The sequence below is a fragment of the Oecophyllibacter saccharovorans genome (assembly GCF_006542375.1).
GTDB classification, from domain to species: Bacteria; Pseudomonadota; Alphaproteobacteria; order Acetobacterales; family Acetobacteraceae; genus Oecophyllibacter; species Oecophyllibacter saccharovorans.
This window is the reverse complement of the sequence record NZ_CP038143.1, coordinates 1,742,404-1,755,732: the sequence shown is the minus strand read 5'-3', so window position 1 is coordinate 1,755,732 and position 13,329 is coordinate 1,742,404. Positions and strand designations below refer to the sequence as shown.

The 13,329-nt window shown below is 65.5% G+C and carries 10 protein-coding genes and 2 tRNA genes; 7 read left to right on the top strand and 5 right to left on the bottom strand.

Annotated elements, in window-relative coordinates:
* Nucleotides 1-148: 148 nt before the first annotated feature.
* The 5 genes from E3E11_RS07595 to E3E11_RS07575 all read left to right on the top strand — a co-directional run bounded on the left by E3E11_RS07595 (nt 149) and on the right by E3E11_RS07575 (nt 5,171).
* Entirely contained in the window at nt 149-583 is a 435-nt protein-coding gene (locus E3E11_RS07595) for a hypothetical protein (protein WP_231118899.1), read from the top strand.
* A 104-nt stretch (nt 584-687) separates the two neighbouring features.
* Nucleotides 688-764 (top strand) — tRNA-Arg (locus tag E3E11_RS07590).
* An 86-nt stretch (nt 765-850) separates the two neighbouring features.
* A tRNA-Arg gene (locus E3E11_RS07585) sits at nt 851-927 on the top strand.
* A gap of 111 nt (nt 928-1,038) precedes the next feature.
* Nucleotides 1,039-2,403, top strand: a complete 1,365-nt coding sequence (lysA, locus tag E3E11_RS07580; RefSeq protein ID WP_141451854.1) for a diaminopimelate decarboxylase — start codon at nt 1,039-1,041, stop codon at nt 2,401-2,403.
* Nucleotides 2,400-5,171 carry a DUF4175 family protein gene (locus tag E3E11_RS07575; RefSeq protein ID WP_168189225.1) on the top strand — a complete coding sequence of 924 codons (2,772 nt, stop codon included), beginning with the start codon at nt 2,400-2,402 and terminating at the stop codon, nt 5,169-5,171. Before lysA ends, E3E11_RS07575 begins: the two co-directional genes overlap by 4 nt.
* 46 nt (nt 5,172-5,217) lie before the next feature.
* On the opposite strand, the gene E3E11_RS07570 is transcribed toward E3E11_RS07575, so the two are convergent.
* The 4 genes from E3E11_RS07570 to E3E11_RS07555 all read right to left on the bottom strand — a co-directional run bounded on the left by E3E11_RS07570 (nt 5,218) and on the right by E3E11_RS07555 (nt 10,743).
* Nucleotides 5,218-5,934: an HAD family acid phosphatase gene (locus E3E11_RS07570; protein ID WP_141451852.1), complete on the bottom strand. Its 717-nt coding sequence runs from the start codon at nt 5,932-5,934 to the stop codon at nt 5,218-5,220.
* Nucleotides 5,935-6,011: 77 nt separating this feature from the next.
* The gene (locus E3E11_RS07565; protein ID WP_141451851.1) at nt 6,012-7,517 is read right to left on the bottom strand and encodes a Ppx/GppA family phosphatase; all 1,506 of its coding nucleotides are present in this window, start codon (nt 7,515-7,517) and stop codon (nt 6,012-6,014) included.
* 7 nt (nt 7,518-7,524) lie between these two features.
* Nucleotides 7,525-9,798, bottom strand: a complete 2,274-nt coding sequence (locus tag E3E11_RS07560) for an RNA degradosome polyphosphate kinase (protein ID WP_141451850.1) — start codon at nt 9,796-9,798, stop codon at nt 7,525-7,527.
* 90 nt (nt 9,799-9,888) lie between these two features.
* Entirely contained in the window at nt 9,889-10,743 is an 855-nt protein-coding gene (locus E3E11_RS07555) for a P-loop NTPase family protein (RefSeq protein ID WP_231118897.1), read from the bottom strand.
* Nucleotides 10,744-10,919: 176 nt separating this feature from the next.
* Here E3E11_RS07555 and purM point away from each other — a divergent pair, with 176 nt between their 5' ends.
* Together purM and purN are read left to right on the top strand one after the other, a co-directional pair.
* A complete protein-coding gene (gene purM / locus E3E11_RS07550) occupies nt 10,920-12,008 on the top strand; it encodes a phosphoribosylformylglycinamidine cyclo-ligase (protein WP_141451849.1) in 1,089 nt (362 codons plus the stop codon).
* 122 nt (nt 12,009-12,130) lie between these two features.
* Nucleotides 12,131-12,691 carry a phosphoribosylglycinamide formyltransferase gene (purN, locus tag E3E11_RS07545; protein WP_141452250.1) on the top strand — a complete coding sequence of 187 codons (561 nt, stop codon included), beginning with the start codon at nt 12,131-12,133 and terminating at the stop codon, nt 12,689-12,691.
* Nucleotides 12,692-12,701: 10 nt separating this feature from the next.
* Here purN and ndk read toward each other — a convergent pair whose 3' ends face one another.
* A complete protein-coding gene (ndk, locus tag E3E11_RS07540; RefSeq protein WP_141451848.1) occupies nt 12,702-13,130 on the bottom strand; it encodes a nucleoside-diphosphate kinase in 429 nt (142 codons plus the stop codon).
* Between the last annotated feature and the right edge of the window lie 199 nt (nt 13,131-13,329).

The following is a 13,329-nucleotide window of genomic DNA, read 5'->3' as shown; positions in this document are numbered from 1 at the left end:
CTTCGGAAATAAAGCTGTACTCGAATCACAAAACCCGGGAAACGTGCTGTCAGAACCGGTTTCCCCGCCTTATAAGTTGTCTGGGCCGGTCCTGCCAGTGGGGGCGGCCGGGCTCTTCCGTTCCCTGCTTTCTTACCCTGAGGTCTGCATGCGCCTTTCCGTCTTTTCCCGCTCCGCTGGCCCTGTTGCGCATGGGGTCTTTCATGGTGCCGTGCTTTGCGGCCTGATGGGGCTCACCGCTGCGCTGAGCGGCTGCAGCACGCCTGATGCCAGCAGCTCGCCTTACGGCCAGTGGCGCGGGAAACTGGTCACTGATGACGGGGCGTGTCCGACAAGCGATGAGTCCATTCTGCGAATCCGCGGCAAGGAAATCGTTTTCTCGCCTGCCAATGGCGCGCAGGTTCTGCACGGCACCTACAATCCCAAATCCGCCCGCCAGCATTACCAGGCCACGCTGGATGAAAAGGGCATGAACGGCCAGCCCTACCATATGGTGTTCAACGGCTATCCTGTCGGCATGACGATCGGCGGCACCTACCTCTCCCCCCGCTGCCGCGCGCATGTCACGCTTGTCAGGGACTGAAGGGCTTTCAGGGGCGGGTATAAAAAAGCCCTGGAAAAAGCCTTGGCGGGCCTTGGCGGGGGTTGCGCGGTCGGGCAGGAGCGGCTAAAAACCGGCCCACGAACGCACTCGTAGCTCAACTGGATAGAGCACCAGACTACGAATCTGGGGGTTAGAGGTTCGAGTCCTCTCGAGTGCACCAAATGTTCGCAGCACGGCACCTGGACTGCTCTGAAGTGAGACCAGTCTCGTATAAGTGCCTTCAAGTGCCCTTGTCCTGTGGCAGACGCACTCGTAGCTCAACTGGATAGAGCACCAGACTACGAATCTGGGGGTTAGAGGTTCGAGTCCTCTCGAGTGCACCACAAGGACTGTTTTCCCTGCCGACAATCCCGACAGTTCCGCCGCTTGGCAAGCCTTCGGCACAGCCAGGCGCGCGCTTTCCAAATCCCTCCAAGACCGGTAATCTGTCGGCCATGACCCTGCCCCCACCGGCCACACCTGACCCGACGCCTGAAGCCCTTCTGCGCACCCACCCTGCCCTTCATGAAGACCCGCGCCGGGGGCTGATGCTGGAGGGGGTGGCGCTGGCTGAAATCGCCGCCCAGGCAGGCACCCCCTGCTGGGTGATCGGCGCGCAGACCCTCCGCCAGCGCGCCCGGGCGCTGAAGGCGGCTTTTGGGGACGCGGGGTTGAAGCCCAGCTTTCATTTCGCGGTCAAGGCACAGGACCACCAGGCCACCCTGACCCTGCTGCGCCAGGAAGGCTTCGGCGGTGACGTGGTCAGCGGCGGGGAGCTGCAGCGCTGCCTGCGCGCGGGCATGGAGCCGCAGGGCTTGGTCTACTCAGGCGTCGGCAAGACCGATGAGGAGCTCCGCCTGGCCCTGCGTGAAGGCATCGGCCAGATCAATGTTGAAAGCCCTGAGGAACTGGTGCGCCTCAATGCGCTGGCGCTTGAGCTGGGCTTGCGCGCGCCTGTTGCCCTGCGCGTCAATCCGGATGTGGACGCCGGCACGCATGACAAGATCACCACCGGCCGCGCTGAAGACAAGTTCGGTATCGCGGCTCCTGAAATCATCGCCCTTTACAGGCAGGCCTGCGAAACCATGCCAGGGATCGAGATGCGCGGTCTGGCCGTGCATCTGGGTAGCCAGATCCTCACGGAGACCCCCTACCGCCAGGGCTATCAGCGCCTGGCCGAGCTGGTGACACAGCTGCGCGCTGAAGGGCTGGCAGTGCACACGCTTGATTGCGGCGGCGGCCTCGGGATCGCCTACCGCGATGAGCAAGCACCTGAGCCCGCCATGCTGGCACGTGTCATTGCCGATATCCTGGGGCCGCTGGAGGTCGAGCTCAAGATCGAACCCGGGCGCTGGCTGGTCGGTCCCGCGGGCGTTCTGGTCAGCCGGGTGATCGGCACCAGGGCGGCTTCAGAAGCGGCGCAGGCCCTGGGCAGCCCGGATTTCGTCATTCTCGACGCCGGCATGAATGATCTGCTGCGTCCGGCTCTTTATGAAGCCTGGCACGGCCTTCTGCCCGTGGCCCCTGCCCGCAGGCCTGAGCGCGACTGGCGGGAAGTGGATGTGGTGGGCCCCATCTGCGAAAGCAGTGACGTCTTTGCGCGCAACCGCCGGCTGCCGCCGCTGGAGCAGGGCGATCTGGTCGCACTGCTGGATGCCGGGGCCTATGGTTCGGTCATGAGCTCCACCTACAATACGCGCCCCTTCTGCGCCCAGGTCATGGTCGATGGCGATCAGTGGCGCGTCATCCGGCCGCGCCAGACGCTTGAAGAGCTGCTGGCGGTGGAATCAGTGCCTGAATGGTTGGCAGAACAGGCGTGAGCGCGACTTCCCTTCCCCAAGGCCTCCCGACCCCCCGGGCAGCTGCCTCGCCGCAGCCCGCTGACCTGCCAGGCGGACGGCTGCCGCTGCGGCTGAGGCTCAGCCGGCGCCGGGCACGCAGGGTGCTGACGATCGAGCGGCTCTGGCGCGCCCTGCGCCTGCCTCTCGTCCTGCTGCTGGCCTGGGGGCTGCTGGGGCTCGTGCGGCTGCCGCAGAGCCTGCCTGACCTGCTGCATAGCATTCTTGAAGGCACTTTGCTGTTTGGGGTCTTCTACCTCGCTTACCGCCGCCTGCACGCCTGCCAGCCCCTGACTGAGCGGGAGATCGACCAGCGGATCGAGCATGATTCCGCCCTGGCCAACCAGCCGCTTTCCACCCTGACCGACCAGGCCGCCACTTCCGGCCCCGTTCCAGGCGCAACCCAGCGCGCCATCTGGGCCCAGCACCGCGCCAGGACCCTGCTTGCCCTGAGAAACCTCAAGGTGCGCGGCCCTTATCTTTTCCCGGACTGGGGCAGCCGCCTTGGCCTGCTGGCGTGCCTGCTCCTGGTGACGGGCGGGGTTTTCCATGCAGCCCCCCATACTTTCTCGCGCCTGCGGGCGGCCCTGCTGCCCGGCACGGATGATGACACCGTTCCCCTGCCCCATGTTCAGGCCTGGATCGACCTGCCCGGCTGGGCCAGGGGCGCGCCGATCTTTCTTTCAGAATCCGGTGGCCCGAAAGCCCCGCTTCCCCAGGGGGCGCGTCTGCACGTGGTGGTCAGCGGCAGCACGGGATGGCCCATCCTGCGCGGCACCGGTGCGCCCACCCTACGCGCGCTTTCTCCCACCAGCTGGGAGGCGACCGCGCCGCTCATGCGCAGCGGCACCGTCACCCTGACCGTCCGTGGGCGCCAGCTGGCCCGCTGGCCTCTCAAGGTCCTGCCTGACCTGCCGCCCCAGGTGACCTGGACAGCCCGCCCCAAGGCAGAGGGATGGCGCACGGCTTTCGCCTGGCAGGCCGCACAGCCCTCAGGGCTGAAATCCGTTACCGTCGTGCTCAGCTGGCCGCCGGGCCGCGCCCATCCGCGCCAGGTCAGCCGCCTTTCGCTGCCTTTCAAGGGCCATCCGCAGACTGAAAAGACCGTCAGTGTTATCGATACGTCCGAAAACATCCTGGCAGGCCTGAAAGTCGAAGGGCGGCTTGAAGCCACCAGTCTTTCGGGCCAGACGGCCGTAAGCGCGCCGGTGGTCTTCCGCCTCGGCAGCCGCAGCTTCAGCGATCCCCTGGCACGCGCGCTCATCGAGACCCGCCAGCGCCTGGGCCTGCGGGACGAAACGCTGCACGAAGCCGAGCAAGACCTCTCTCTGCTGGCCGCGCTGCCTCTGCCGGCCAGCCTCCAGCTGCCGCTGGCCACCCTGCTGGTCCATCTCCAGACCACGCGGCGCAAGGACGGCTCCCTCCAGCCCATTCTGGCCGATCTCTGGTATCTCGCCCTGTATGCCGAAGACCGCGCGACCCTGGGGCCACAGATGGCGGCCCTCATGGCACGGCTGCGGGCGGAGCAGCGGGCAGCCGAGCTTGCGCTTCGCAGCATGGCCGGTCACCAACCGGTGCCGCTGGACCAGCAGACAGCCCTGCATGAGGACCTGGCCGGCATGGAGACCGCGCTGGACCACCGCATGGCGCTGATGCGCCAGCTGGCCGGGCAGAACGGGCTGCTGATCCCCATGCCCCAGGGCAAGGGCACACCCTGGCACCGGCTGGCCGGCAAGATCCAGACTGAGGCGCTGGATGGGCAGACCGAAGCCGCACTGATGCACCTAGCGGAAATGAGCGAGATGGCCGAGCAGATGCGCCAGGCAGGCACGCCTGACCTCCAGGAGCTTGCGCGGCAGATGCAGGCCCGTGCTGAAGCGCGCCTGCAGCGCCGGGCCCTGCAGGACCTCATCCGGCGCGAGACCGCCCTGCTCAACCATGGGCAGGCGCGGCTGGCGGTCGTCCAGCACAAGAATGACGTGGTGGCGCAGTCTCGCGACATCTCCCAGATGTCCACCGCCGAGCTGCTGCGTCAGCTGGGCATGCAGCCCCCTGCAGAACTTGAAGCGCAGGCCCCTGCCCCGGAAGTGACCCTCGACCCCGCCACCGAACAGCAGCAGGCCCAGCAGCGCCAGGAGGACCACGCAACCCAGAAGGCCCTGCAGACCCTGGACCGCATCCTGGAAAACCGTGGCAAGACCCTCACCGGCAAGCAGACACAGGGCCTGCTCAAGGCCGACCAGGACATGCAGACCGCCCTGCAGGCGCTGGCCCGGCGGGATGATCCCCAAGCTGTCAGCGCTGAAGAAAAAGTGCTGCAGGACCTCTCACAAGCCCGCAACCAGATGCGCCAGAACCAGAAGGCGGCGCAAGGCAAAAGCCAGGGGCGGCTCGGCTTCATCCCGCCCCAGGGCCAGGCGCGCCCGCAATCGCAGGACCAGGGCGGCCAGGGTGAGGAACAGGACCCCGATGAGGACGGCCAGGACCCCGATGATGACAGCGACACGCCTGCCAGCCAGGCCAACCGCGATCCCCTGGGGCGCAAGCTCGACAACAGCCCTGAATCGGACGCCCATATTCCCGATCGCCATGACGATGCGGCCCAGGCCATCGAAAAAGAGCTGCGCAGGCGCGCTTCCGACCGCACGCGTCCCCAGAGCGAGCTTGACTACCTCAACCGCCTGCTGGCCCCTTTCCGCGCCCAGAGCGGGACGGGCGCTGGTTCCGACACGACGGACAGTCAGCCCTGAGCGAAAGCCGTCCGCCTAGCCCGCGATTGGTGCCTGAAAGAAACGTTCACTCAACGGAATAAAACGGATTGGGCAGCAGAAAGCCCCGCTGCGCGTGGCCGCCTGAAAGGTCGCTGGGCTGGTCGCCGATCGTTTCCAGAATGTGGTAGCCCTGCGCCTCGATCCGGGCACGCACTTCCGGCTTGAAGCTGGCTGCGGGGCGATGTTCCCCGTCAGGGCGCATGTAGAAGGCTGTCCAGCCCGTCACGCCCTGCTGATGCAGGTTGCGCACCACATCGGCCCGGTGTCTTTCATGGCGGCCGGTCAGCAGGAACACCGCGACATGTTCGGCTTCCGCCTGTCTGATCAGCTGGCGCGTGGCCGGAAAGACGGGGGCCTGGGCCAGCCTGACCCAGGCATGTTCCCCGCACGGCCCTGCAGGCAGGCGGCTGCAGTCCCCATGGTCGAAATCGCCGTAATGATTGGCATGGATCTGCGGCCAGTTAGAGAGAACCGTTTCATCGACGTCCAGCACGATGGCCGGATGGCTGACCTTCGGCGCCTGGTCAGTCAGATATTGCGAGGCCCGCGCGATGACAGCGTCAAAATCCTTCTGGTAGGCCCCGCTGTCATGATAGGCGTCCGCCGCCCGCATCGCCGCTGAAACATTTGGCGGCGGGGCGGCAAAACCGGCTGCCGGAACGCTGCCCCAGACTGTTAATGTCACGGCAGCCATGAGGGTTGAGAGAAGACCTGCCTGGAGGGTGGGACGCAGTGCTGTCATTTCCATGTCTTCCTTTTCAGCCGGCGTTCTGAAAAACCGGGGAAAGCAGAAATGTGCTTTCCGTCACGGCCTTCGGATCAGTCTTCACAGATCCGCCCTGGCATGTGCAAGGCTTCAGCCAGTTTTTCAAAACGCCGCCTGAGCGCACTGCCAGCCATGCGCAGGCCATTGGCGCGGATTTTCAGCACCAGCGTGCCGTCCTCGATCGCCAGATGGCTGTCCCGCAGCAGGGCCTCATTGCCGCCGCACAGCGTATAGGCCAGCCTCAGCGCGAGCCCGAGCTGAACAGCGCGTTCGAACATCTCAGGGCTCAGCAGCTTGCGGGAAGGCTTGAGGACCGGGTCATTGAGGCCCATTTCATAGCGTACCGCCAGAACGAGCGCCAGAAAGGCGCGCGCCCGGTGCTCGAAACCCACGCCGTGGCAGTAGAGCAGGCGGCGGTAGGTCTGCTCGGCCCGGTACTGGGGATGATCGTAAGAGCCGATATCGGAAACCAGGCACGCCAGGCCACGCAGCTCGCTTTGCTCCGGGCTCTCATGGGCGGCAAAAAGCGGGGCGGTCCAGGCGACCAGCTCGGCAGGAAGGTTCGTGTTGCGCCCCAGGCGTGCAGCCATTTCCCGGGCCAAAGCCTGCATGGGATCAAGGTGCTGCACCTCAGCGGCCACATGGCGCATGTACCAGCCTTCCCGCAGGCCTTCAGCACTGAAGACGACCTCATCAGGCTCCTGCAGCATCAGCAGCGCTTCCAGCACAGCAGCGGCATAAGGCACCTGCTCAACGCGCTTGCGCGGCACGTTGCCCAGCTTTTCAAGCGTCTTCGCATCCGCGTCCAGGCACCAGCGCGCCATCTCCCAGGCCTGTGCGCGCGTCAGCCGGAAGAGATGAACCATGTTGAGCGGGTAGCGCAACCGGCTGATCTCCGCCCGCGCCAGCGCACGGAAGCCACCCCCCACCAGGTAGAGCGGCCGCCCTCGGGCTGAAGGCAGCCAGCTGATGTCAGCCAGCACTTTTTCAGCCAGGTCACGGGCGCGCAGGACATTATCATCGGCCCGCTCAGCCAGCCTGATCACACCCAAGGGGGTTGTCACCGCATTGGTGTAGGTGCCGCCGCTGATGCGGATCAGCTCCATGGAGCCGCCGCCGATATCCGCGGCCAGACCGTCTGCCTCAGGCAGGGCGCACAGCACGCCTGCGGCTGCATAATCCGCCTCTTCCTCACCGCGGAGAATGCGGAAGCTGGCCTGCGGCAGGTGTCTGGACGCCGCCTCGATGAACTGCGGGCCGTTGCGGGCGTCGCGCACCGCAGCGGTCGCCACCACCACGAAGGGGTCCGCGCCCATGGCCGTGGCGATCCTGCCGAAACGGCCCAGCACCTCCATGGCCTTGTGCATCCCCGGCTCGCTCAGGCACCCCGTCTTTTCCAGCCCCTTGCCCAGCTGGAGGGTCGCTTTCTCATTGAAGATGGGCACGGGATTGCGCGCCACCCCCTCGAACACCACCATACGCACCGAGTTGGAGCCGAGATCGATGATGGCGGCCCGTTGCGCCGGCGGCAGCGGAGAGGCGAGCGGAGGCAGGGCCATAACAGGATCAGTCCTCTTCGCCGCTCAGGTCGCGCCGGTGGCGGAAAGGCGCGTAAGGCTCAGCGATCAGCTCGGCCGCCCCCGCAGTGCCGCGGCCTGAAAGGGAGGGATGGGCCATGAAATACTCATGGGCGGAAAACTGGCGCCGCTCGGTCGGGACATGATGCCATTCCCCTTGTGCATTCAGCTCCCAGCTCTGAAGCGTGTCGCGCATGTCAGCCACCATGATCTGACCGAGAACCTGCGCATGAACCACCGGATCGGTCAGCGGTACCATGACTTCAACGCGTCGGTCCATGTTGCGGGGCATCCAGTCGGCTGAAGACATGTAAACCCGGGCCTGGCGCGATGGCAGGCGGCGACCGTTGCCAAAGGCGAAAATGCGGGAATGCTCCAGAAAGCGCCCGACCAGGGAGCGGATCCGGATATTTTCCGACAGCCCCGGCACGCCCGGGCGCAGGCAGCATATGCCGCGCACCAGCCCGTCGATTCTCACCCCCGCCTGGGAGGCTTCGTAAAGCAGGTCGATCAGCTGGGGGTCCACCAGGCTGTTCATCTTGAGCCAGATATGGGCCGGCCTGCCTTCGCGCGCATGGCGCATTTCCGCCCGCACCAGTTCTTCAAGGTCAGCCCGCAGCGTGACCGGCGCATAGGAGAGCGCTTCCATCTGCTCGGGCCGCGCCCAGCCGGTGACATAGTTGAACAGCCGACCAGAATCCTTCACTAGCTTCTCATCACAGGTGAAAAAGGAGAGATCGGTATAGATACGCGCGGTAACGGGGTGGTAGTTCCCGGTTCCGAAATGCGCATAGGAGCGCAGGGCCTTCCCCTCCCGCCGCACGACCAGGCTCAGCTTGGCATGGGTCTTGTAGGCGGCAAGCCCGTACACCACCTGCACGCCTGCCGCCTCCAGTGCGCGCGAGAAGCGGATGTTGGCTTCCTCATCGAAACGCGCCCGCAGCTCCACCACCGCCGTGACGGACTTCCCCGCTTCCGCCGCCTCGATCAGCGCCTGCACGATGGGGCTGTCGCTCGAAGTGCGGTAAAGCGTCTGCTTGATCGCCACCACATTGGGGTCACGCGCCGCCTGGCGCAGGAACTGCACCACCACGTCGAAGCTTTCGAACGGATGGTGGATGATCATGTCCTTGGCCCGGATGGCGGCAAAGCAGTCGCCGTCAAAATCCAGCACGCGCTGCGGGAAAAGCGGCGTGTAGGGCGCAAACAGGAGATCAGACCGATCCGTGGCCCGCACCAGCTGCTCCAGGTCCACCAGCCCGATCATCTCCGGCAGCACGAGCAGGTCCCCCGTGCTGACCCCCATGTCCTCGCCGATCTCGCGCCCCAGCGTGACCGGCAGCGTGCTTTCCATCTCCAGGTGGATCCCGGTGCCGCGCCGGCGCTGCTTCAGGGCCGTCTCATAGGCATTGACCAGGTCTTCGGCCTCATCTTCAAATTCCACGTCCGTGTCGCGCACGAGCCGCAGCAGGCCGGCGCTGGTGATGGTCAGGCCGGGGAAAAGCCGGCCGGCAAAAAGCGTGATGACGTCTTCCAGCAGCACGAACCGTGCTTCCCGGTCCCGTTCCGGCCCGTTGCCCGGCAGGCGGATGAAACGGGGAATACGCGCCGGCAGCAGGACGATGCCGTCCATGACGTGGTCCCCGCTGGCCGGGTTCTTGAGGCACAAGACCAGGGCCAGCCCCATATTAGGCACGAACGGCAGCGGCTGGGCCCGGTCCACGGCCAGGGGGGTGAGCACGGGGAAAACCTGCTCGTTGAAAAACTCTTCCAGCCAGTCGCGATCGGGCTTTTCCAGGTCACGGCTGCCGAGCAGGACGATTCCCTCCTCGCGCAATGCGCCGCGGAGATCGCGCCAGACGCGCTGCTGCGCCTGCTTGAGCGCGCGGCCCTTGAGGCGCACGGCTTCAAGCTGCTGGGCAGGCGTCGCGCCATCAGGGCTGCGACCGGCCCGCTCTTCGCGCACCTGGCCGACCAGCCCTGCGACACGGACGGAATAGAATTCATCCAGGTTGCGGGCACTGATGGAAAGAAATCTGACCCGCTCCAGCAGGGGATGGCGCGGATTTCTGGCTTCTTCTAGAACGCGCTCGTTGAAATCCAGCCAGGAGAGCTCCCGGTTGAGGAACCGCTCCGGCATGGTCGCGGTGATCACGGACTTTTTCTCCTCCCCCTTGCTTTCAGAGCGGAGGGTTTCTTCCTCGGCCCGCGCTTTTCCAGGCAGGGCAGCAGGCAGGGCAGCGGGATGGGGGGAATGGGTCATGATCTGTTGCAGGATAAAGGCGCCGCATCATTGGTCAAGCAAGCGTGGGGCCAAGCAAACGTAGGGTCAAGCAAGCGTGGCCCGTACAGCTCATGTTGTTTTCCCCTCTTCATCTGCAACCGCCGGCTCTTCAACCGCTGTCAGCAGGTCAGCCAGCCCCTCAGCCGCCAGGGCGCGGGTTACAGGCGCCCCACGCGCCAGGGCCAGCGCATCCAGACGATCGACAGAAGTGATGAGGGCTTGCGCCGTACGGGGCAGGTGGCGCTCCAGCCACTCGATGACCGTGGGGGCCACCACCAGCTGCCGTGCCGCCAGAAGCGACAGCAGCAGCGAGCTCCGCAACCGGTCATCAGGCTCCTGCACCTCAACGGCCGGTATGGCGCGCAGGCGACTGGCCAGGTCTGCCAAGGTGAAAACCTGGCGAGCAGGTGGAAGGCGGGCCGCCAGCAGGAGATGATGACCGGGTGGAGCCAGGCCCGCGTTGAGATGCTGCACATGGTTCAGGAGATGCAGCAGCGCGGCTTCATCGGCCAGAGTCTCAATATTGTCGATCACGATATCCAGCCCGGGCGCCATCAGGGGGGCGTGCTCGCCTTCCCAGGGCACGCCTGCCACACAGATCTGCCCCAGGCTGTCGAGGGTCAGGCCGCCCGCCTGAAGCCATTGCACCTTGCGTCCGCGCGTTTCCTGCTCGCGCGCCCAGGCGTGCATCAGATGCGTTTTACCGACCCCCGCATTTCCCCAGAGCCACAGCCGCTCCGCCGGCCAGCGTGGGCGCGCAAGCCAGGAGCGCGCCTGAGCATTGGCCTGCGCCGCAATGAAAGGACGTTCCCTCGTGCCCCGCTCAGCTGCCAGCGCCAGCGCCATCTGAGCCCCGGATTTTTCCGGCTGTTTCTGCCCGGCCTGAGAGGGACCTTTGCGTCCGTGCGTTCGTGTTTCTGCCATTCCCCTTCCCTCCACGCCGGGCCCGGTTCGACCGGCCCGCTCTTTCGGCCCTACTCCAGCCACGTTCCTCTTGCCACACTCCCTGTGCGGATTATAACGCCCTTGTAACAGCAAGCAGGATTTCCCCTGTTCTGCACGCGCGCTCCTGGTCCATGTCCGGAAAGAATTTCGCTGCAATGCCCCAAATTCCTGCCCCCCCGCCTCATGCCAGCCGCACCCCTGCCAGCTATGCCGGTGCTGGCGTGGACATCGAGGCCGGCGATGCCCTGGTGGAGGCCATCAAACCGGCTGCCAGCGCCACCAAACGCCCCGGGGTCATGGGAGGACTCGGCGGCTTCGGCGCGCTTTTCGATCTCAAGGCGGCGGGCTTTACCGATCCGGTTCTGGTCAGCTGCACGGATGGGGTGGGCACGAAACTGCTGCTGGCCATCGAAAGCGGACTGCATGAGGATATCGGCACCGATCTGGTGGCGATGTGCGTCAATGACCTGGTCGTCCAAGGCGCCCAGCCCCTCTTCTTTCTCGACTACCTCGCCACTGGCAAGCTCACCTTGCCTGTGGCGCGCCAGATCGTGGACGGCATTGCCCGCGCCTGCGCTGAAAGCGGCTGCGCGCTTGTGGGTGGGGAAACAGCCGAGATGCCCGGGCTTTATGCCAGCGGTCATTACGATCTGGGCGGCTTCAGCGTGGGAGCGGCTGAGCGCGGGCAGATGCTGCCGCGCAATTGCCAGGCCGGCGACAGCCTTATCGGCCTGCCCTCCTCAGGGGTGCACTCCAACGGCTTTTCGCTGGTCAGAAACATCGTGGGGGCAAGCGGTCTGGGCTGGAACGACCCGGCCCCCTTCGCGCCTGGCAGAACCGTCGCCCAGGCCCTGCTGACCCCTACCCGGCTTTACGTGAAGTCTGTGCTGGGTCTGCATGAGGCGGGTCTGCTGCATGCCTGCGCCCATATCACCGGCGGTGGCCTGCCCGGCAACCTGCCCCGGGTACTGCCCCAGACGCTGGCGGTCGAGGTGGATGGCAGCGCCTGGAAGGTGCCGGAAGTGTTCAGGTGGCTGGCCCAGGCCGGACCGGTAACGCCTGAAGAAATGCTCAAGGTCTTCAACTGCGGCATCGGCATGGTGCTGGTCACCGATCAGCCGGACGCCGTCATGGCGCGCCTCCGCAGCGAAGGCGAAGAGCCGGTCCTCATGGGCCAGGTTGTCCGGCGCGCAGCAGGAGAGCCGGCTTTCAGGCTGACCGCGCCCCTGGGCCTGCAGGCCTGAAACATCCACCAGGAGCAACCTCAACCAGGAGCGCTGCCGTGCCCCCCACTTCTCAGCCTGACGAGCCTCACTCCGGCAGAAAAGTTCCGATCGCTGTTCTGATCAGTGGTCGCGGCAGCAATATGGAAGCGCTGATCCAGGCCTGTGCCCGAGAGGATTTCCCCGCCCGAATCGTCCTGGTTCTGAGCAATGTACCCACAGCCCCGGGGCTGGAGGTGGCCCGGAAAGCCGGTTTGGCCACCTGCGCTGTTGACCACCGCCTTTACGGGGGTGACCGACGCGCCCACGAGCAGGCCGTGCAGGCAGAGCTGAGCCGCTCAGGCGCGCAGCTCGTCTGCCTGGCCGGTTACATGCGCGTGCTCACGCCCTGGCTGGTCAACCGGTGGGCAGGGCGCATGCTCAACATCCATCCCAGCCTGCTGCCCAAGTTTGCCGGGCTGAACACGCATGAGCGCGCGCTGCAGGCAGGCGTTCAGGACCATGGCTGTACGGTCCACCTCGTCACAGACGGCGTGGATGAAGGCCCTGTTCTGGGGCAGGCGCGCGTACCTGTCCTGGCAGGCGACACCCCCCAAAGCCTGGGCGCGCGCGTCCTGCAGGCCGAACACAGGCTCTATCCCGAGACCTTGCGCCGCTTTCTGCAAAGTGGCGGGCTCAGAAACGCGGCACCTGCAGGGATCTGAGCCTCTCTCCTCAGGCGCAGGGCAGGATTTCAAGCTCTGAAAAGAAGAAACCGATCTCGCGGCGCGCGCTTTCAGGGCTGTCGGAACCGTGGACCGAGTTCTCACCCATGCTCAGGGCGAACTGCTTGCGCACCGTGCCTTCATCAGCCTTTTCAGGATTGGTGGCGCCCATCAGCTCGCGGTGGCGGGCAATGGCGTTCTCACCCTGCAGAACCTGCACCACCACCGGCTCGGAGATCATGAACGCCACCAGCTCGCCGAAGAACGGGCGGTCCTTGTGCTCAGCGTAAAAGGCTTCAGCCTGCGGGCGGGTCAGGCGGATGCGCCGCTGCCCGACGATCTGCAGCCCGGCCCCTTCGTATACCGCATTGATCTTGCCAGTCAGGTTACGGCGGGTTGCGTCAGGCTTGATGATGGACAATGTCCGTTCGACGGCCATGGGTCTTTCCTCCTCAGATCAGATTATGGAAAACCTGTAGCGAATTCCTGCGCGCGGGGCCACCTGTCCGCGTCTCTTTCCCTGCTCTTCAGCAAAATCCCCTTCCGGAGGGAGCGCTTCCCTCCCCTGGAGGAAAAACCCTTTTTCTGGTAGGATCTTTTTCAGCGCATCCGTGCTTCTCCGCATTCCCTCTTCCCTT